16 protein-coding genes are annotated in these 17,490 nt (G+C 73.1%); 7 read left to right on the top strand and 9 right to left on the bottom strand.

Going from position 1 to position 17,490, the window contains the following annotated elements; genetic code table 11:
* The first annotated feature begins 13 nt into the window (after nt 1-13).
* The 4 genes from ACGF0D_RS00465 (at nt 14) to ACGF0D_RS00450 (ending at nt 6,423) form a co-directional block, all read left to right on the top strand.
* Nucleotides 14-1,186 carry an acyl-CoA dehydrogenase family protein gene (locus ACGF0D_RS00465; protein WP_392871246.1) on the top strand — a complete coding sequence of 391 codons (1,173 nt, stop codon included), beginning with the start codon at nt 14-16 and terminating at the stop codon, nt 1,184-1,186.
* Nucleotides 1,187-1,463: 277 nt separating this feature from the next.
* Complete coding sequence (locus ACGF0D_RS00460; protein ID WP_392871249.1) at nt 1,464-3,062, top strand: 4-coumarate--CoA ligase family protein; 1,599 nt, start codon at nt 1,464-1,466, stop codon at nt 3,060-3,062.
* 113 nt (nt 3,063-3,175) lie between these two features.
* Nucleotides 3,176-3,796 (top strand): TetR/AcrR family transcriptional regulator, encoded by a 621-nt coding sequence (locus ACGF0D_RS00455; RefSeq protein ID WP_392871252.1) that lies wholly within the window; start codon nt 3,176-3,178, stop codon nt 3,794-3,796.
* A 146-nt stretch (nt 3,797-3,942) separates the two neighbouring features.
* The gene (locus ACGF0D_RS00450) at nt 3,943-6,423 is read left to right on the top strand and encodes a SpoIIE family protein phosphatase (protein WP_392871255.1); all 2,481 of its coding nucleotides are present in this window, start codon (nt 3,943-3,945) and stop codon (nt 6,421-6,423) included.
* A gap of 84 nt (nt 6,424-6,507) precedes the next feature.
* Here the strand turns inward: ACGF0D_RS00450 and ACGF0D_RS00445 are convergent, their stop codons facing one another.
* The 8 genes from ACGF0D_RS00445 to ACGF0D_RS00410 all read right to left on the bottom strand — a co-directional run bounded on the left by ACGF0D_RS00445 (nt 6,508) and on the right by ACGF0D_RS00410 (nt 13,745).
* Nucleotides 6,508-8,079 carry an MFS transporter gene (locus ACGF0D_RS00445; protein WP_392913272.1) on the bottom strand — a complete coding sequence of 524 codons (1,572 nt, stop codon included), beginning with the start codon at nt 8,077-8,079 and terminating at the stop codon, nt 6,508-6,510.
* A gap of 73 nt (nt 8,080-8,152) precedes the next feature.
* Nucleotides 8,153-8,770, bottom strand: coding sequence for a TetR/AcrR family transcriptional regulator (locus tag ACGF0D_RS00440; protein WP_392913270.1), 618 nt, complete (start codon nt 8,768-8,770; stop codon nt 8,153-8,155).
* Nucleotides 8,771-8,940: 170 nt separating this feature from the next.
* The gene (locus ACGF0D_RS00435; protein WP_392871264.1) at nt 8,941-9,333 is read right to left on the bottom strand and encodes a cell division protein SepF; all 393 of its coding nucleotides are present in this window, start codon (nt 9,331-9,333) and stop codon (nt 8,941-8,943) included.
* Nucleotides 9,334-9,615: 282 nt separating this feature from the next.
* Nucleotides 9,616-10,131, bottom strand: coding sequence for a DinB family protein (locus ACGF0D_RS00430; RefSeq protein ID WP_392913267.1), 516 nt, complete (start codon nt 10,129-10,131; stop codon nt 9,616-9,618).
* Nucleotides 10,132-10,212: 81 nt separating this feature from the next.
* Complete coding sequence (locus ACGF0D_RS00425) at nt 10,213-10,956, bottom strand: TVP38/TMEM64 family protein (RefSeq protein WP_392871270.1); 744 nt, start codon at nt 10,954-10,956, stop codon at nt 10,213-10,215.
* A 48-nt stretch (nt 10,957-11,004) separates the two neighbouring features.
* A complete protein-coding gene (locus tag ACGF0D_RS00420; RefSeq protein ID WP_392913265.1) occupies nt 11,005-11,565 on the bottom strand; it encodes an RICIN domain-containing protein in 561 nt (186 codons plus the stop codon).
* A gap of 17 nt (nt 11,566-11,582) precedes the next feature.
* Nucleotides 11,583-12,362, bottom strand: a complete 780-nt coding sequence (locus ACGF0D_RS00415) for a dienelactone hydrolase family protein (RefSeq protein WP_392913263.1) — start codon at nt 12,360-12,362, stop codon at nt 11,583-11,585.
* Nucleotides 12,363-12,506: 144 nt separating this feature from the next.
* Nucleotides 12,507-13,745 (bottom strand): MFS transporter, encoded by a 1,239-nt coding sequence (locus ACGF0D_RS00410; RefSeq protein ID WP_392913261.1) that lies wholly within the window; start codon nt 13,743-13,745, stop codon nt 12,507-12,509.
* A 106-nt stretch (nt 13,746-13,851) separates the two neighbouring features.
* Here ACGF0D_RS00410 and ACGF0D_RS00405 point away from each other — a divergent pair, with 106 nt between their 5' ends.
* The 3 genes from ACGF0D_RS00405 to ACGF0D_RS00395 all read left to right on the top strand — a co-directional run bounded on the left by ACGF0D_RS00405 (nt 13,852) and on the right by ACGF0D_RS00395 (nt 16,115).
* A complete protein-coding gene (locus tag ACGF0D_RS00405) occupies nt 13,852-15,036 on the top strand; it encodes an ROK family transcriptional regulator (protein WP_392913259.1) in 1,185 nt (394 codons plus the stop codon).
* 91 nt (nt 15,037-15,127) lie between these two features.
* On the top strand, nt 15,128-15,544 hold the full coding sequence (locus ACGF0D_RS00400; protein ID WP_392871285.1) for a molybdopterin-binding protein: 417 nt from the start codon (nt 15,128-15,130) through the stop codon (nt 15,542-15,544).
* A gap of 112 nt (nt 15,545-15,656) precedes the next feature.
* On the top strand, nt 15,657-16,115 hold the full coding sequence (locus tag ACGF0D_RS00395; protein WP_392913257.1) for a hypothetical protein: 459 nt from the start codon (nt 15,657-15,659) through the stop codon (nt 16,113-16,115).
* 35 nt (nt 16,116-16,150) lie between these two features.
* Here the strand turns inward: ACGF0D_RS00395 and ACGF0D_RS00390 are convergent, their stop codons facing one another.
* Nucleotides 16,151-17,395: an RNA-guided endonuclease InsQ/TnpB family protein gene (locus tag ACGF0D_RS00390; RefSeq protein ID WP_392913255.1), complete on the bottom strand. Its 1,245-nt coding sequence runs from the start codon at nt 17,393-17,395 to the stop codon at nt 16,151-16,153.
* Nucleotides 17,396-17,490: the final 95 nt, after the last annotated feature.

Genomic DNA, 17,490 nt, shown 5'->3' with positions numbered 1-17,490 from the left:
GGAAGGACCCCGCATGTCCACCATCGGCAGTCAGCTCCTGGAGACCCCCGAACGCCAGGCCCTGCGCCGGGCCGTCGGCGACCTCGGCCGCCGCTACGGCTCCGCCTACTACCTCGCCAAGGCCCGGGCCGGCGAGCCCGCCGACGAACTGTGGGCGGAGGCCGGCAAGGCCGGCTACCTCGGCGTCAACCTGCCCGCCGAGTACGGCGGCGGGGGCGGCGGCATCACCGACCTTGCCATCGTCCTGGAGGAGCTCGGCACCGCGGGCTGCCCGCTGCTGCTGCTCATCGTCTCCCCGGCGATCTGCGGCACCGTGATCGCCCGCTACGGCACCGAGGAGCAGAAGCGCCGCTGGCTGCCCGGCCTGTCCGACGGCAGCCGCAGGATGGCCTTCGGCATCACCGAACCCGACGCCGGTTCCAACACGCACCGGATCTCCACCGTCGCCCGCCGGGACGGCGAGGACTGGCTGCTGACCGGCCGCAAGGTCTTCGTCTCCGGCATCGACCACTGCGACGCGGTGCTGTTCGTGGCCCGCACCGAGGACGCGCGGACGGGCAAGCTGAAGCCCTGCCTGTTCGTCGTTCCGCGCGAGACCCCCGGCTTCGAGTACCGGGCGATCCCGATGGAGCTCGTCGCCCCGGAGAAGCAGTTCCAGGTCTTCCTGGACGACGTGCGACTGCCCGCCGACGCCCTGGTCGGCGACGAGAACGCGGGCCTGCTCCAGCTGTTCGCCGGCCTCAACCCCGAGCGCGTCCTCACCGCCGCGTTCTCGCTCGGCCTCGCCCGCCAGGCCCTCGGCAAGGCCGTCGAGTACGCGAAGACCCGCACCGTCTGGTCCACCCCGATCGGCGCCCACCAGGGCCTGGCCCACCCGCTGGCCCAGTGCGCGGTGGAGATCGAGCTGGCCCGGCTGATGACCCAGAAGGCCGGGCTGCTCTACGACGCCGGCGAGGACCTCGCCGCCGGGGAGGCCGCCAACATGGCCAAGTACGCCGCCGGCGAGGCCGCCGCCCGGACCGTCGACCAGGCCGTGCAGACCCTCGGCGGCAACGGCCTGACCCAGGAGTACGGGCTGGGCGCGCTGCTGGCCGCCACCAGGGTCGGCCGGGTCGCCCCGGTCAGTCGGGAGATGGTGCTCAACTACGTGGCCCAGCACACCCTCGGGCTGCCCAAGTCGTACTGAGCCCCGACGTCGCGAACGGACGTGCGGACACCCGCGCACCGGTCCCGGTGACCGGTGCGACGGCCCGTGGTCGGGGGAGGTCCAGGGGCGCACGGCCACGGTGCACACCGCCGCGTCGGGCGCCCCCCGGGAGCAACCCGCGCCACACGAGGTCCCGCACGGGTTCCCCACAATGGCCGAGCCGGACCCCCGACTGTCCGTATGCTCCTGAACGCGCCCCGCACGGAACTGCTCGCCGGTTTTGTTGCTACGTCAACTTCCTTACTGGAGGCTCACCTTGGTGTTCCGCAGCGAGTTCCCCGACGTTCCGGTGGTCGACCTGCCGATCCACGAAGCGGTGCTCGGCGCCGCGGCGAGGTACGGCGACCGCCCGGCCCTGATCGACGGCGTCACCGGCGACATCGTCACGTACGCCCAACTCGCCATCACCGTCGAGCGGATGGCCGCCGGGCTGGCCGACACAGGCGTCCGCCGCGGTGACGTCGTCGCCCTCTTCAGCCCCAACTCGACCGCCTACCCGATCGCCTACTACGGCGCGAGCAGGGCCGGCGCCACCATCACCACGGTCTCCTCCTTCGCCACGCCCACCGACCTCGCCGGCCAGCTGAGCGACAGCGGCGCCCGCTGGCTGGTCACCGTCTCCGCCTTCCTGCCGACCGCCCGTGCGGCCGCCGAACTCCTCGCCGAACAGGGCCGCCCGCTGGCCGAGATCGTCGTCCTGGACGGCGCCGAGGGCCACCGCTCGCTCACCGACCTGCTGACCACCACCGCCCCCGTCCCCGAGGTCGCCGTCGACCCGGGCGAGGACATCGCCGTGCTGCCGTACTCCAGCGGCACCACCGGCCTGCCCAAGGGCGTCATGCTCACCCACCGCTCGATCGCCACCAACCTCGCCCAGTGCGACGCCCTCTACCACCCCGCCGAGGGCGAACGGGTGCTCGCCGTCCTGCCGTTCTTCCACATCTACGGCCAGGCCGCGCTGCTCAACCAGCCGCTGCGCTGCGGCGCCACCGTCGTCGTGCTGCCCCGCTTCGACCTGGAGCAGTTCTGCCGCACCGTCCAGGAGCAGCGGGTGCAGGCCCTGGTGGTGGCCCCGCCGATCGCCATCGCGCTCGCCCGGCACCCGATCGTCGACCAGTACGACCTCTCCTCGGTCGAGTACCTGCTGTGCGCCGCCGCCCCGCTCGACCGCGAACTCGCCGACGCCTGCGCCCGGCGCCTGGGCCTGCCGCACCTGCTCCAGGGCTACGGCATGACCGAACTCTCCCCGGTCACCCACGTCGTCTCCCCGCGCGAGGGCGACCCCTCGCCCGGCTCCGTCGGCCGGATGCTCCCCTCCACCGAGCTGCGGATCGCCGCCCTGGACGGCTCCGACGGCGACCTCGGGCCCGACGAGCGCGGCGAGCTGCTGATCCGCGGCCCCCAGGTGATGAAGGGCTACCTCGGCCGCCCCTGCGAGACCGCCGCCGTGGTCGACGCCGAGGGCTGGCTGCACACCGGCGACGTCGGCTTCGTGGACGGGCGCGGCTACCTGCACATCGTCGACCGGGTCAAGGAACTGATCAAGTACAAGGGCTACCAGGTCGCCCCCGCCGAGCTGGAGGCCGTCCTGCTCGGCCACCCGCAGATCACCGACGCCGCCGTGATCGGCGTCCGGGACGCCGAGGGCACCGAGTGCCCCAAGGCCTTCGTGGTCCGCGCCCCCGGCAGCACCCTCACCGAGGACGAGGTCACCGGGTACGTCGCCGGGCAGGTCGCCCCGTACAAGAAGGTCCGCGTCGTGGAGTTCGTGGACACCGTCCCCAAGTCCGCGGCCGGCAAGATCCTCCGGCGCGAACTGCGCGCCCGCGAGGCCGCCCGCACCGCCGTCCGCTGACCGGCCCCGGGCGCCCCGGCGGCCGCGGACCCGCGCCCGTCTGTGAGGATCTTCCTGCCGCGCCCCGACCGGGAGCCGCCGCGCCCCGACCGGAACAGGAACCGCCCGCCGCCATGACCAGCCACCCCGCCGCCCGCACCCCGCAGCAGGACCGCAGCCGAGCGACCAGGGCCCGGCTGCTGGCGGCGGCCGTGGACTGCCTGGCCGAGCTCGGCTGGCACGGCTCCACCGTCGCCGTCGTCGCCGAGCGGGCCGGGGTCTCCCGGGGCGCGGCCCAGCACCACTTCCCGACCCGCGAGGACCTCGTCACCGCGGCCGTCGAGCACGTCACCGCCGAGCGGCTGGCCGCCGTCCGCGCCCACGCGGACGAGCTGCCGGCCGCCGGACCGGACCGCACCCGCGCCGTCGTCGACATGATCGTGCGCCTCTACACCGGCCCGCAGTTCCGCGCCGCCCTGCACCTGTGGACCGCCGCCGCCACCGAGGAGTCGCTGCGTGAGCGGATCATCGCCCTGGAGGGACACGTCGGCCGCGAGGCCCACCGGGCCGCCGTGGAGTTCCTGGACGCCGACGAGAGCCGCCCCGGCGTCCGCGAATCGGTGCAGGCCACGCTGGACCTCGCCCGCGGACTGGGCCTCGCCAACCTGCTCACCGACGACAGCCACCGACGTTCCGGAGTGATCCGGCAGTGGGCGGGCGTTCTGGAGAGTACGCTGCGGCCGGTACGCCCATGACGCCCGTACACCCGGAGCGGCCGGAGGCCCCTGACCAAGGGGTCGCCGGGCGGCCGATGTCCGTGCAGTCTGGAGAAGAACCCGGCCGGCACGGACCGCGAGGCCCAACCGGCCGGGCACGAGCCGAACCGGGGTGCTGCCTGATCATGCACGGACACGAGTGGGACGCTGCCGACGCCGCCGACCCGGCACCGGGCGGTACCCCGGGCCGCCCCGAGGGCGCGCACCCCGAAGGCCACCGGCTCGTCCCGTTCGCGACGGCGCTGCTCCAGGGCGACGGACTGATCCTGCACTGGAGCGAGGACGCCGAGACCCTCCTGGGATACACCGCCGAGGAGGCCGTCGGCAGCTACGCCGCCCAGCTGCTCACCGACGAGTCCGACCGCTCCGAGGTGCTCGAACTCTTCCAGCGGATCATGAGCGGCACCGGCTGGTCCGGTGTCTTCCCGGTCCGCCACCGCGACGGCCACAAGGTCGACCTGGAGTTCCGCACCTACCCGATCGCCGGCCCGGCCGGCACCCTGCTGCTGCTCGCCACCGCCTCCGACACCCGCGCCCTGCACGCCGTCGAGGCCGACCTCGCGGTGCTCGACGGCATCTTCGACCGCTCGCCGATCGGCATGGCCGTCTACGACACCGAGCTGCGCTACGTCCGGATCAACGAGGCACTCGCCCGGATGAACGGGGTACCGGTCGCCGCCCACCTCGGCCGCCGGATACCCGTCGTCCTGCCCGGCATCAACAGCGCCGAGATCGAGCAGATCATGCGCCAGGTGCTCAAGACCGGCAAGCCCGCCCTGGACGCCCGCTCGCACGGCAGGGTCCCCGGCGACCCCAAGCGGGACCACGCCTGGTCCGCCTCCTACTTCCGGCTGCAGGACTCCACCGGCCGGATCTTCGGCGTCTGCTCCTCGATCATCGACGTCACCGAGCGCTTCCAGGCCGAGGCCCGCGCCGCCCGCGCCCAGGAACGGCTCGCCATGATCGCCGAGGCGACCGCCCGGATCGGCACCACCCTCGACCTCCAGCGCACCGCCGAGGAGCTGATCGAGGCCGTCGTCCCCCGGTTCGCCGACTTCGCCACCGTCGATCTGCTGGAGCCGGTGCTGCGCGGCGCCGAGCCCACCGCGATCCCCTCCGACCGCAACATCACGCTGCGCGCCGTCGCCGTCGGGGAGTCCTACGAGACCGGCCTCGCGCACGCCGTGGACGTGATCGGCGAGACCTCCGAGTACGCCCCCGACCGCAGCTACGTCCAGTGCCTGCGCAGCGGGAAGCCGCTGCTGCGCGCCCGCGTGGACGAGGAGGCGCTGCGCGGACTGGTGGCCAGCGAGGACCGGGTGGCCCCCGGCATGGCGGCCGGCATCCACTCGTACCTGATGGTGCCGATCACCGCCAGGGGCATGGTGCTCGGCGGCTCCGAGTTCATCCGGATGCGCAACCCCCAGCCGTTCACCGCCGCCGACGTCGCCCTCGCCGAGGAACTGGTCGCCCGCACCGCGCTGGCGCTCGACAACGCCCGGCTCTACCGCCGCGAGCGGGAGACCGCCCTGACCCTCCAGCGCAGCCTGCTGCCGCAGGAGGTGCACCGCACCCTCGGCCTGGAGATCGCCTACCGCTACCTGCCCAGCAGCGTGGTCAGCGAGGTCGGCGGCGACTGGTTCGACGTGGTGCCGCTGTCCTGCGGGCGGGTCGCCCTGGTGGTCGGCGACGTGATGGGCCACGGCATCCGGGCCGCCGCCACGATGGGCCAGCTGCGCACCGTCGCCCGGACCCTCGCCACCCTCGACATGCCGCCCGAACAGGTCCTCACCCGACTGGACGAGACCGCCTCGGGAATCGGCGAGGGCCAGTTCGCCACCTGCATCTGCGCGGTGTACGACCCGCTGGAGCGCACCGTCCAGGTCGCCTCGGCCGGACACCTGCCGCCGGTCCGGGTCGCCCCCGACGGCACCGCCACCCGGGTGGACGTGCCGCCCGGGGTGCCGCTGGGCGTCGGCGGGGTGGCCTTCGAGTCGATCGAGTTCACCATCCCCGAGGGCGGCATGGTCACGCTCTACACCGACGGCCTGGTCGAGCGGCGCGGCCAGGACCTGGACGCCGGGATCGACCAGCTCGCCCGCACCCTGGCCGGCCCCGGCCGGACCCTGGAGGAGAGCTGCGACGCCGTCCTCGCCGCGCTGGTCACCGACGGCACCGAGGACGACATCGCGATGATCATGGCCCGGGTGCTCCCGCTGCCCGCCGACCGGATCGCCAGCCTGCCGCTGTCCGGCGGCGGCCGGCTGCCCGGCAGGGCCCGCCGCTTCACCCGCGCCACCCTCGAGGCCTGGGGCCTGTCCGCGCTCACCGACTACGCCGAACTGCTGGTCAGCGAGCTGGTCACGAACGCCCTGCTGCACGCGGACGCCCCGCGCCGGCTGAGACTGTTCCGCGACCGGGTGCTCACCGTGGAGGTCTCCGACGCCGGCGGCCAGACCCCGCAGCTGCGCCCGTTCGCCGAGCAGGACGAGGGCGGGCGCGGGATGTTCCTGGTCAGCGAGCTGGCCCAGCGCTGGGGCAGCCGGCTCACCCGGGACGGCAAGGTGGTCTGGGCGGAGCTGGAGCTGCCCTTCGGGGCCTCGTAGGAACGACCGTTCCGCGGACGAGAACGGCCGTTCCCCAGGGGGAAACGGCCGTTCTCATCCGTTCTCGGGCGCCCTTGCGGGTCGCTACGCGTCGACCTTCGGCTGGACGGCCGGCGCGTCGACCGTGCCCTCCGCGCCGGTCTCCGCCCCGGCCCGCCGCTCGGAGAGCCCGCGCAGCAGCCGCCAGGCCATCACGGCCGCACCGACCAGCAGCGCGGCGGCCAGCAGTCCGGCGCTGTTCATGCCGTGGACGAAGGACTCCCGGGCACTCGCCAGCAGCGGCTGGGCGAGCTCCGGCGACAGGCCCTGGGCCGTCTCGACGGCCGAGCCCAGCGACTCGCCGGCCCGGGCGGCGGCCGCCGGGTCCGTCCCGGCCGGGACGGCCAGACCGCTCGCGTACATCGAGCCGACCACCGAGCCCACCAGCGCGATGCCGAGCGCGGTGCCCAGCTCGTACGCCGTCTCCGAGACCGCCGAGGCGGCGCCGGCCTTGTCGGCGGGCGCGGCGCTCAGCACCAGGTCGGCGCCGAGCGTGTAGACGACGCCCTCGGCCGTTCCGACCAGCAGGAAGGAGGCGGCCAGCAGCAGGTAGGTGGTGTCCTGCGACAGCCAGCCGAGCGCGCCCACGCCCAGACCCATCGCCAGCAGACAGGCCGTCAGCGCCTTGCGGGCGCCGAAGCGCCGGGCGATCGCGGCGGTCAGCAGTCCGCCGGCCACCGAGCCGGCGAAGGCCGGCAACTCGGCCAGGCCGGCCTGGAGCGGCTGGTAGCCGCGGACCAGCTGGAGGTACTGCGAGACCACGAAGATCACGCCGGAGAGTCCGACCAGGGAGATCAGCGAGGCCGAGACGGCCGCGGTGAACCGCCGGTCGCGGAACAGCCGGACGTCGAGCAGCGGGGTCTCCAGCCGCAGCTGGCGGCGGACGAAGGCGAACAGCGCGGCGGCGCCCAGCACGAAGGCGACCGGCACGTCCCAGCGGTCCACGCCGTGTGCGGCGGCCTCCTTGACCGCGTACACCACGCCGATCACACCGGCCATCGACAGGAACACGCTCAGCACGTCCCAGCGGCCCGGCTTCGGGTCCTTGGACTCCGGCAGCAGCCAGGCGCCGGACACCAGCAGCAGGATCAGCACCGGGATGTTCATCAGGAACACCGAGCCCCACCAGAAGTGCTCCAGCAGCACCCCGCCGACCACCGGCCCGAGGGCGGCGCCGGCGGTGGCCGCCGCACCCCAGATGCCGATCGCGGTGGCCCGCTCCCGGTCGTCCGGGAAGAGCCCGCGGATCAGCGAGAGGGTGGAGGGCATGATCGTCGCCCCGGCCACGCCGAGCAGCGCGCGGGCCAGGATCAGCCAACCGGCGCTCGGCGCGTACGCGGCCAGCAGCGAGGCGGCGCCGAACGCGGCGGACCCGGCCAGCAGCAGCTTCTTGCGGCCGATCCGGTCGCTCAGGGCGCCCATGCTGACCAGCAGGCCGGCCAGGACGAAGGAGTAGGAGTCGCCGATCCAGAGCAGCTGGGTGCCGCTGGGGCGCAGCGTCTCGCTGATCGACGGGATGGCGAGGGAGAGGACGGTCGCGTCCAGGGCGACCACGGTCACGGCCAGGACGAGGACGGCGAGGCCGGTCCAGCGCTGGCGGGCGGTCAGGGTGCTCACGCTCCCACCTCGCTTCGCTCGGCAGGCGCTTCGCACAATGCGCGCCTCTTGATGATTCGTTCGCTTCGCTCACTCATGGAATATCGGTGTCCGGCCTGTGGTCGGCGGTGCTGTGGGTGGGGGAGGTGGCGGCGGGAGTGCAGGCGTCCGGTCTGCGCAGCGCGCCGCCGAGGAACAGCTCGGCGAGCGAGAAGGCGGCGTCGCGCGGGGCGAGCCGGCCGTCCTGGATGGCCCAGCCGACTCCGGCCACCAGGTCGAAGAAGGCCTCGCTCAGCCAGGCGGCGCTCAGCTCGATGCGGAACACGCCCTGCTGCTGGCCGCGCAGGAACAACGCGTGCAGCCGGGCGATCTGGACCTCCCAGAGGTCGTTGATGTCGTCGTGCTCGTAGAGCTGGTTCTCGCCGGCCAGGAAGGCGCAGAGTGTGGCGTCCGGGACGGAGGCGTCCACCAGGCGGCGCAGCGCGGCCTCGGCGTCACCCTGCTCGACCTCGGCGGTGTCCAGCGCGGTGGCGAACCGGCGCAGTCCGAGCAGGCCGATCTCGCGGATCAGCGCGTCGCGCCCCGGGAAGAGCCGGTGCAGCGTGGCGCGGCTGATGCCGGCGGCGCGCGCGATCTCGTCCAGGTGGGCGGTCGGGCGGCGGGAGAGCACGCCGACGGCGGCTTCCAGGACGGTGTCGCGATCGGTGGCCATGAGTCGAGTCTAGTTCATGTGAGACATGGATGTCTCATTATTGATTTCCGGCTCTCAGCTGAGGCGTGGGGGATCGGTGTCCGGGCAGCAAAAAACCGGGGACGGTGGGTGTACCGTCCCCGGTTCCGGGGTGTCGCCGTCGCGGCTCTGCTCGGCCCTGTTGCGGCGGCTCAGCTCTGGTTGTAGAAGCCGGTGTCGTCCATCGGGCGGTCGATCACCATGACCTCGACGTCGGCCGGGGTGAGCAGGAACACCCGCTTGGCGATCCGCTCGATGCCGCCCCTGGTGCCGAAGATCAGCCCGGAGGCGAAGTCGACCATGCGCTTGGCCTCGGCCTCCGCCATCTCGGTGAGGTCCATGACCACCGGGGTGCTCGCCCGGATGTGCTCACCGACCGTCCGGGCCGCCTCGAAGCCCGTCGGCCGCAGGGAGACGATCTTCGCGGGCGCGGGGACGGCCGGAACCGTCTCCTGATCGACCCACTCGTCGTCGTACACCGCGGCCGGGTAGTTCCCCGAGGGCATCAGCCACCCGTTGTGGTGCTCGTCGCGAAGTGCTCCCATGCCGCGCCTCCCTGCCTCGTCCCGTCCTGGTCCCCCGGGGTCGCGTGCCGTTCTTGACACGTCATCCACTCGTCGGAACTGTCCGAGTATCGCACTGTTCACCGGTCCCGTGCCCGCTCGCAACCCCCGTACGAGTCGTGCCGCGCCGGAAACCCGGGCGAACCCGGGCACTCCCACTGACGCGGCGCAGCGTCGTACGGTTGCGCGCGTTGACCTTATCGGTCGCCGTCACGGCGTAATTGACCTTCTGTCAACAATGCGGAAACGATTTCACCCGCGGCGTCACTCGCCGGTCGCACCGTCGATCAATTCGCGCAGAAGATCCGCGTGGCCGTTGTGTCGCGCGTACTCCTCGATCATGTGGGTGAGCATCCAGCGCAGCGTCACCGGCTCGCCCCGGCGCGGCTTCTTGCCGACGGTGTCCAGCGGCAGGCCGGCGGCGGCGCCGCGGGCGGCCTCGACCTCGGCGCGCCAGGTGGCGAAGTCGGCCGCGACGTCGGCGGTGTCGACGTCGTCGAAGTCGCCGTCCTCGTTCTCCTGTGTCCAGAAGTGGCCGTTGGTGATCTCCTGCCCGAGCAGGACGGACTGGAACCAGTACTGCTCCACCTCGGCCATGTGCCGGACCAGGCCCAGCAGCGAGAGGTTGGACGGCGGGACGGAGCGCAGCCGCAGCTGGTCGTCGGTCAGGCCCTCGCACTTCAGCGCGAGGGTGTCGCGGTGGTAGTCGAGGAAGGCGGTCAGGGTGGCGGCCTCGTCGGCCGTCGTCGGCGGGTCCACCCGCGGGTCCGTTTCGGTCATGCGCGCCATCCTGGCGTCCGGCCGCGCCCGGGCGCGAACGATTTTACGCCGCGGGGGCATGGTGGCTTGCTTGCGCCGGGTTCAGCCCGCCGTCGCTTGGCGTCGGGTGCGGGCCGTCCGCCACAGGCCGACCACGCTGCCCAGCACCAGCAGCGCGATCACCCCGGCCGACAGCAGGAAGGCCGCCGAGCCCGGCCGGCCCGCGCTGGCCGCCGCCGTGACGTACACCGCGGTGGTCGGCACCACGCCGATCGCGGTGGCCAGCACGAAGGGCAGGAAGCGGACGCCGGAGAAGGCCGCGCCGTAGTTGGCGGCCTGGAACGGCATGCCCGGCAGCAGCCGCAGCACCAGCACGCTGCGGAAGCCCTGCTCGGTGAACCGCCGGTCCAGCGTCCCGAGCACCTTGCCGCGCAGGTACGGGCGCAGCGCCTCGCGGCCCAGGCCCCGCCCGAGCACGAAGGCCAGGGCGGCGCCCACCGTGGTGCCGAGCACCGCCAGCAGCACGCCCTGCTGGATGCCGAGCAGCAGCCCGGCCGCCGCGTTGAGCGCCGGCCGGGGCACGAAGGCGAGTGTCCCCACCGCGTAGACCAGGGCGAACAGCGGGCCGAACCAGTACCCCGGCATCCGCTCCGACAGCCCGCCGGACAGCAGCTCCGTCGGGCTCCACAGCAGCAGCGACCCGGCGGCCGCCGCGAGCACCGCCACCAGCAGGGCGAACCGCCACCAGGGCGAACGCGACTGGACGGCGGCGGGCGCCGGCGGCGCGACGGGCGGCGCGGGAAGGGCCACGACGGGCGGCGCGGGAACGGCATCGGGCTCGAACACCGCCCGAGCCTAACCGGTGCCCGGGCCCCGCCCGCGCCGGGTCCCGGCTCAGCTGTACGGGCTCTTCTCCGGGTTGTAGTGCCAGTACTGGTTGTAGGCGCCCGAGAGGTACTGCCACTGGATCACCGGGGTGCCGTTGTCGATGACGCCGCCGGAGACGTCGAGGACCTGGCCGCTGTTGGCGTTCACGATCCGGCGCGGGGTGCCGGGGTGGCTGGCCGGCGGGTCGCTCCATTGCTGGTTGCGGCCTCCGTTGCAGCTCCACTGGCTGGCCTGGGTGCCCGGGACCTTGCTGAAGGCGGCGATCTCCAGGCACTTGCCGCTGTGCAGGTTGATCCAGCCCTGGGCGGTCTGGGTCCACTTCTGGTTGTCGCCGCCGGTGCAGGTCCAGATCCGGACCGGGGCGCCGTTGTCGGTGCGCCAGTCGGCGACCTCCAGGCAGAGGTCGTTCGGCCCGGCGTACATCCCGGTGCGGATCTCGGCGGGCCCGAAGTCGGCGGTGGTGGAGGCAGAGGTGGCGGTGGACGCGGTGGCGGGCGGGGCGGTGAGGGCCACCGCCGCGGTGGCGAGGACGGCGGCGGCGGTGGAGAGACGGGCTCTGAGGGGCATCTGTTCGACCTCCGTGGTCAGTGCACCTGACGCGGCCGGGCGAGGAATCCCAGCAGGCGTTGCCAGGAATCCCTGGCCGCGTCGGCGTGTTCGACAGCGGAGAGTTCGAAGAAGTTGTGCGGTGCGCGTGGATATTTGACGAACTCGTGCGGGCAGCCGGCGGTGGTGAGGGCCGCGTCGAAGGCCGCGACGGTGTCCGCCGGGATGTGCTCGTCGGCACCGCCCCAGAAGGCGAGGATCGGGGCGGTCAGCTCCCCGGCCAGCTGGGTGGGCCCCGGGGCGCCGTTGATGGCGTCCGGGTAGCCGTAGTAGCCGACGGCGCCGGCCAGGCCGAAGCGCGGCGCGGCGGTACGGAAGGCCTGCCGGCCGCCGAAGCAGAAGCCGAGCGCGACCACCTCGGCGGGCCCGACGGCGCGCAGCCGGGCCAGGGCGGCGGTGATGTCGGCGTCCAGCCCCTCGGGGGTGAGCGCGAGCAGGTGGGGGAGCAGGTTCGGCAGTTCGCCGAATTCCGCCGGCCGCTTTTCCGGGAATGCGCCGGCGGTGCGGCCGTAGTAGTCGAGGACGAGCGCCGGGTGGCCCTGTTCGGCGAGTCGGGCGGCGGTCTGCCGGTAGAACGCGGAAAGGCCCTTGTTGTCCGGCAGGACGAGCATGCCCGGCCCGGTGGCGATCTCCGGGCGGGCCAGGAAGGCACCGAAGCGGGTGCCGTCGGCCGAGGTCAGGACCAGTGGGGCGGCCTCGGCCAGCGGCCACGGGGCGGGTGCGAAGGCGGGCGGGGCGGCGTCCGGGTCGTAGCACACGGGGAATCCCTCTCGCGGAACACGAAGAACCGCCGGGCGCGGCTGCGCCCGGCGGTTCGAGACCTTAGCCGGGAATTCCCTCGGGAATTCACCATCATATCGCGTGGAGATCTTTTCCGGAAGGCTTTTCCGGTGACGGTGTGGTCACGTTTTCACCGGGCCCGCTTTTGCCGGCGGCGTTTTTCCGGGGGTGCCTTCGCGGCCGGAATTCCGCTCGGCCAGCCGCAGCGCCCCGGCGCTCAGCAGCAGGGCGCAGGCGAGCGCGGTGACCAGCCCGAAGGAGACGGTCAGCGAGGTGGCCTGGGCGAGGGCGCCGATGACCGCGGGGGCGATCAGGCCGGAGGTGTAGGTGACGGTGGCGACACCGGCGATGGCCTGGCTGGGATTGGTGCCGATCCGGCCGGCCGCGGCGAAGGCGAGCGGGACGATCACCGCGATGCCGATGCCGATCAGGCCGAAGCCGGGGATGGCCAGGGCCGGGCTGTCGGCGGCGACCACCAGCAGGCCGCCGGCGGTGGCGACGGCGCCGCCGATGCGGGTGGTGCGGACGGCGCCGAGGCGGCGGATCACCGCGTCCCCGGCGAGCCGGCTGACCGCCATGGTGAGCGAGAAGGCGGTGTACGAGGCGGCGGCGACGGTGGCCGAGGCGCCGGTGACGTCCCGCAGGTAGACGCCGCTCCAGTCCATCGAGGCTCCCTCGGCGAAGACCGCGCAGAAGCCGACCAGCCCGATCACCAGCGAGCTGCGCGGCGGCAGGGCGAACCGCGGCGGCTCCTCCGCGCCCTCGTGCGCCCGGATGTCCGGCAGGCCGCGGCAGACGGCCTGGGCGAGGACGAGCAGGACCGCCGCGGTGACGGCCAGTTGGAGCCGGGCGTCGAGGTCCAGGTGGGCGGCGAGGATGCCGAAGGGGGAGGCCAGCAGACCGCCCGCGCTCCACATCCCGTGCAGGCCGGACATGATCGGGCGGCCGAGCCGCTCCTCGATCTCCACGCCCTGGGCGTTCATCGCCACGTCCGCCATCCCCGAGGTGGCGCCGTACGCCAGCAGCGCCACGCACAGCGCCGGCAGCGAGGGGGCGAGCGCGGGCAGGGCGAGGGCGAGGCACCAGAGGGAGAGCAGTCCGCGCACCGCGGCCCGGCCGCCGTAGCGGTGGACGAAGCGGCCGGCCAGCGGCATGGCGAGGGAGGAGCCGATGGCGGGCATGACCAGGGCCAGTCCGAGCTGGCCGGCCGAGAGGTGGAGGTGGTTCTGGATCCAGGGGATGCGGGTGACGAAGCTGCCGGTGACGGCCCCGTGCACGCAGAAGACCAGGGCGATGCTCGCCCGGGCCCGGCGCGGCGCGGTCAGCGGCTCCGGCGGTGGTGGTGTGGTGGTCCCGGTCATGCGGTGTCCCTCCCGGTCGCGCGGCGCGGGCGCGACAGTGCCCTTGACGGTCGATAAATTATCAGGGAGGGATCCTGATAGAAAGGCTCTGGAAGGATGATCTGCCATGACCACCGCGCGTACGGCCACGCCGAGCACCGCCCGGGCGATCAACGACCGGCTGGCGCTCAACCTCCTGCTCGAACAGGGGCCCCTCACCGCGACCGAGCTGCGCGACCTCACCGGCCTGTCCCGGCCGACCGTCGCCGACCTGCTCGAACGCCTCCAGCGCACCGGCCTGGTGGCCGTCGTCGGTGAGCGCGGAGAACAACGGCGCGGCCCCAACGCCCGGCTCTACGCGCTGGTCGCCTCCCGGGCGCACCTCGCCGCCGTCGACGTCCGCTCCGGCGGCGTCAGCCTGGTCGTCGCCGACCTGGCCGGGCGCAGCCTGGCCACCGCCGAGGTCCCGGTCGACGGGGACGGCGGGCCGGACACCGCCGGGGCGATCGTCGCGACCCTGCTGGAGACCGCCCACGGCGTCGGCGTCGAACGGCTGCACACCGTCGCGGTCGGCGCCCCCGGACTGGTCGACCCGGCCACCGGGCGGCTGCAGAGCACCGGCAAGCTCCCCGGCTGGCACGCCGAACTCCTCGCCGCGCTGCAGGAGCTGCCCGGCACCGAGGTGATCCCGGAGAACGAGGTCAACCTGGCCGGGCGCGCCGAGTACCGGGTCGGCGCCGCGCGCGACCGCGACACCTTCGTGCTGATCTGGCTCGGCCACAGCGTCGGCGCCGCCGTGATCCTGGACGGCCGGCTGCGCCGGGGCTTCTCCGGCGGCACCGGCGAGATCTGCTTCCTGCCCGTCCCCGGCACCGTCGGCCTGCCCAGCGCCGACAGCTGCGAGGGCGGCTTCCACGGCCTGGTCGGCAGCGCCGCGATCTGCGCGCTGGCCCGTGCCCACGGACTGCCCGCCGACCAGGCCGGGGACGCCTCCGCCGCCGAGGCCGCCATACGGGCCGCCCTGGCGGCCGGCCCGGCGGGCGAGGGCTTCCTGGACGAGCTGGCCGAGCGGATCGCACTCGGCGCGGCGAGCGTCTGCGTGGTGCTGGACCCCGGCTGCGTGGTGCTCGGCGGCGAGGTCGGCCGGGCCGGCGGGCCGGAGCTGGCCGGCCGGGTCGAACGGCGGCTGGCCCTGCTCTCCCCGCTGAGCACCGAGGTGCGGGCCGGTACGGCGGGCGGCGGCGCGGTGCTCGCCGGCGCGGTGCTCACCGCCGGCGACGCGGTGCGGCGCGACCTCTTCGGCGAGCCGTGACGGCCCTCGCGTAACCGTCCGTGCCGCCGGTACGGCAGGATGGCGCGGGGGCGCACGCCTCCCGATCCCGAACCACCGTCAGGAGACGCACATGGGCCAGCCCGAGGCGCCGGCCAACCCGTACCGCATCGGCGAGGCCGCGGCGCTGCTCGGCGTCAGCGCCGACACCATGCGGCGCTGGGTGGACGCCGGGCGGGTCGCCGCCGCGCGGGACGAGAACGGGCACCGGATCATCCCGGGGGCCGAGCTCGCCGCCTTCGCCCGGGAGCTGGCGCGGCCGGAGAACGCCGAGACGGAGGGCCGGCCGTCCTCGGCCCGCAACCGCTTCCCGGGGATCGTCACCGACGTGGTGCTCGGTGACGTGGCCGCGCAGGTGGAGATCCAGGCCGGGCCGTTCCGGGTGGTGTCGCTGATCAGCCGGGAGTCGGCGGAGGAGCTGAACCTGGTGCCCGGCGCGCCCGCCACGGCGGTCATCAAGTCCACCAATGTGATGATCGAACGGCGCTGACGCTCCCCGCAGGAGCCGTCGCACCGAGTCGCCGCAGGAGTCCCGCACGAGTCCCCGCAGGACTCGCCGCAGGACCCCCGTCACGAGTCCCGGAACCGAACGAGAGGCCCGGATGCCACCCCCGCACCTGCCGACCACCCAGAGCGCCGTGCTCGCGATCGAGGCCGTGGCCGCCCGGCACGGTCGCACCGTCCGCGCCCAGCACGACATCGGCCGCGACCGGACCTTCGCCGGGCTGGTCGGCCCGGACGGCCCGGGCGACGAACTCGACGGGGCCTGCGGCGCCATCCCGCACGAGGCGCTGCTGGAGTTCGACGGCAGCCCCGCCGTCACCGTCCGGCTGTTCACCCACGACGAGGTCACCGTCACCGTCGAGGGCATCGCCTTCGACGTCGACCGCGACCGCGTCCCCGGCTTCCTGAACGCCGTCTGGTCCGACCTGGTGCACGTCAGGGCGCGCACCTTCCCGCCGTCCACCACGCTGATCGTCAGCGTCCCCGGGGAGCCGAGCCACCGCGAGGACGTCGGCGTCCGCGACCTCACTCCCTGGCTCGCCGGAAGGATCCGTTGACTTCCTCCCGCCTCCTGCAGGGAGGCGGTTTCCCCTCAGCCTCGCGGCTGAGCCGCAACGCGAGGGCGCTGCGGTCGGGAGGTTTCCTGCTTCATCGACGACTGCCCGCCCGGAGTGTTCCGTTGAGGTCCTACGCCGTCTCCACAGGCTGTCACCGCCAGTCCGGCGGCCAGGATGTTGAGGGCTGCGTTCACGTCCCGGTCGTGGGTCGCACCGCAGCCGCACGTCCACTCGCGGACATTGAGCGGCATCGTACTCCGCAAGGTGCCGCAGGCGGAACACAGCTTGGAGGACGGAAACCATCGGTCGACAACGACCAGTTCTCTGCCGTACCAGTCGGCTTTGTACTCCAGCATGGACCGCAGCTCGGACCACGAAGCACCAGCGATGGCGCGGGCAAGCTTGTGGTTCTTGAGCATGTTCTGAACAGCCAGGTCTTCGATCACGAGCGTTTGGTTCTCACGCACGAGAGCGGTTGTGACCTTGTGCAGGAAATCCCTGCGGCGGTCCGCGATACGGGCATGTGCCCGAGCGACCTTGATCCGCGCCTTCGCCCGGTTGTTGCTGCCTTCGGCCTTGCGGGACAGGTCGCGTTGGGCCTTTGTGAGGCGGGCACGGTCCTTCTGTTCGTGCTTCGGGCTGCGGATCCTCCCCTGGTCGTCGGTCAAACCCGCGATGGGGCGGGACAACGTGAGCAGGAAGGTGAGTCCGACATCGATGCCGACAGCGGTGTCCGTCACCGGCATCGGTGCGAGCCGATCGATGCACAGCAGGGAGACGAACCAGCGTCCGGCACTGTCCTGCGACACGGTGACGGTGCTCGGATCGCTGCCCTCCGGCAGTGCCCGGGACCACACGATCGCCAGCGGCTCCGTCATCTTCGCCAAGGTCAGCCGGCCGTCCCGGAACCGGAACGCCGAGCTGGTGTACTCGGCGGAGCGGCGGGACTTCTTCCGGGACTTGAATGTCGGGTACCCGGCCCGCCTCTGAAAGAAGTTGGTGAAAGCCCCTTGCAAGTGCCGCAGTGTCTGTTGCAACGGGACCGACGACACCTCGGCGAGGTAGGCCAGTTCCTCGGTCTTCTTCCAGGCGGTCAGCATCGCGCTGGTGGCGTTGTAGCCGACCCGCTCCTGACGAAGCGTCCACGCCTCCGTTCGGGCCTGCAACGCCATGTTGTAGACCTTTCGCACGCACCCGAATGTGCGCGACAGCTCAGCTGCCTGCGCATCGGTCGGATAGAAGCGGTACTTGAACGCCCGTCTCACCTGACGCGTGGTCATGTTCACAAACTAGTGCGGCCGCCGGTGAAGACCAAACCTGCCGGTCACGGCACCGCGGTTCGCACTTGATAGTGAATCACCTGTTGTCCCGCTCC

The organism is Kitasatospora sp. NPDC048298 (assembly GCF_043201465.1).
Taxonomy (GTDB): Bacteria; Actinomycetota; Actinomycetes; order Streptomycetales; family Streptomycetaceae; genus Kitasatospora.
Note: the sequence above shows the minus strand (reverse complement) of the source record. Positions and strands in the feature narration are given on the sequence as shown.

Coding starts and splice junctions, on each gene's coding strand:
- ACGF0D_RS00420 (WP_392913265.1), bottom strand. CDS start 11,565: ATGCCCCTCAGAGCCCGTCTCTCCACCGCCGCCGCCGTCCTCGCCACC.
- ACGF0D_RS00395 (WP_392913257.1), top strand. CDS start 15,657: ATGCCACCCCCGCACCTGCCGACCACCCAGAGCGCCGTGCTCGCGATC.
- ACGF0D_RS00410 (WP_392913261.1), bottom strand. CDS start 13,745: ATGACCGGGACCACCACACCACCACCGCCGGAGCCGCTGACCGCGCCG.
- ACGF0D_RS00390 (WP_392913255.1), bottom strand. CDS start 17,395: ATGACCACGCGTCAGGTGAGACGGGCGTTCAAGTACCGCTTCTATCCG.
- ACGF0D_RS00450 (WP_392871255.1), top strand. CDS start 3,943: ATGCACGGACACGAGTGGGACGCTGCCGACGCCGCCGACCCGGCACCG.
- ACGF0D_RS00430 (WP_392913267.1), bottom strand. CDS start 10,131: ATGACCGAAACGGACCCGCGGGTGGACCCGCCGACGACGGCCGACGAG.
- ACGF0D_RS00465 (WP_392871246.1), top strand. CDS start 14: ATGTCCACCATCGGCAGTCAGCTCCTGGAGACCCCCGAACGCCAGGCC.
- ACGF0D_RS00400 (WP_392871285.1), top strand. CDS start 15,128: ATGGGCCAGCCCGAGGCGCCGGCCAACCCGTACCGCATCGGCGAGGCC.
- ACGF0D_RS00455 (WP_392871252.1), top strand. CDS start 3,176: ATGACCAGCCACCCCGCCGCCCGCACCCCGCAGCAGGACCGCAGCCGA.
- ACGF0D_RS00405 (WP_392913259.1), top strand. CDS start 13,852: ATGACCACCGCGCGTACGGCCACGCCGAGCACCGCCCGGGCGATCAAC.
- ACGF0D_RS00435 (WP_392871264.1), bottom strand. CDS start 9,333: ATGGGAGCACTTCGCGACGAGCACCACAACGGGTGGCTGATGCCCTCG.
- ACGF0D_RS00440 (WP_392913270.1), bottom strand. CDS start 8,770: ATGGCCACCGATCGCGACACCGTCCTGGAAGCCGCCGTCGGCGTGCTC.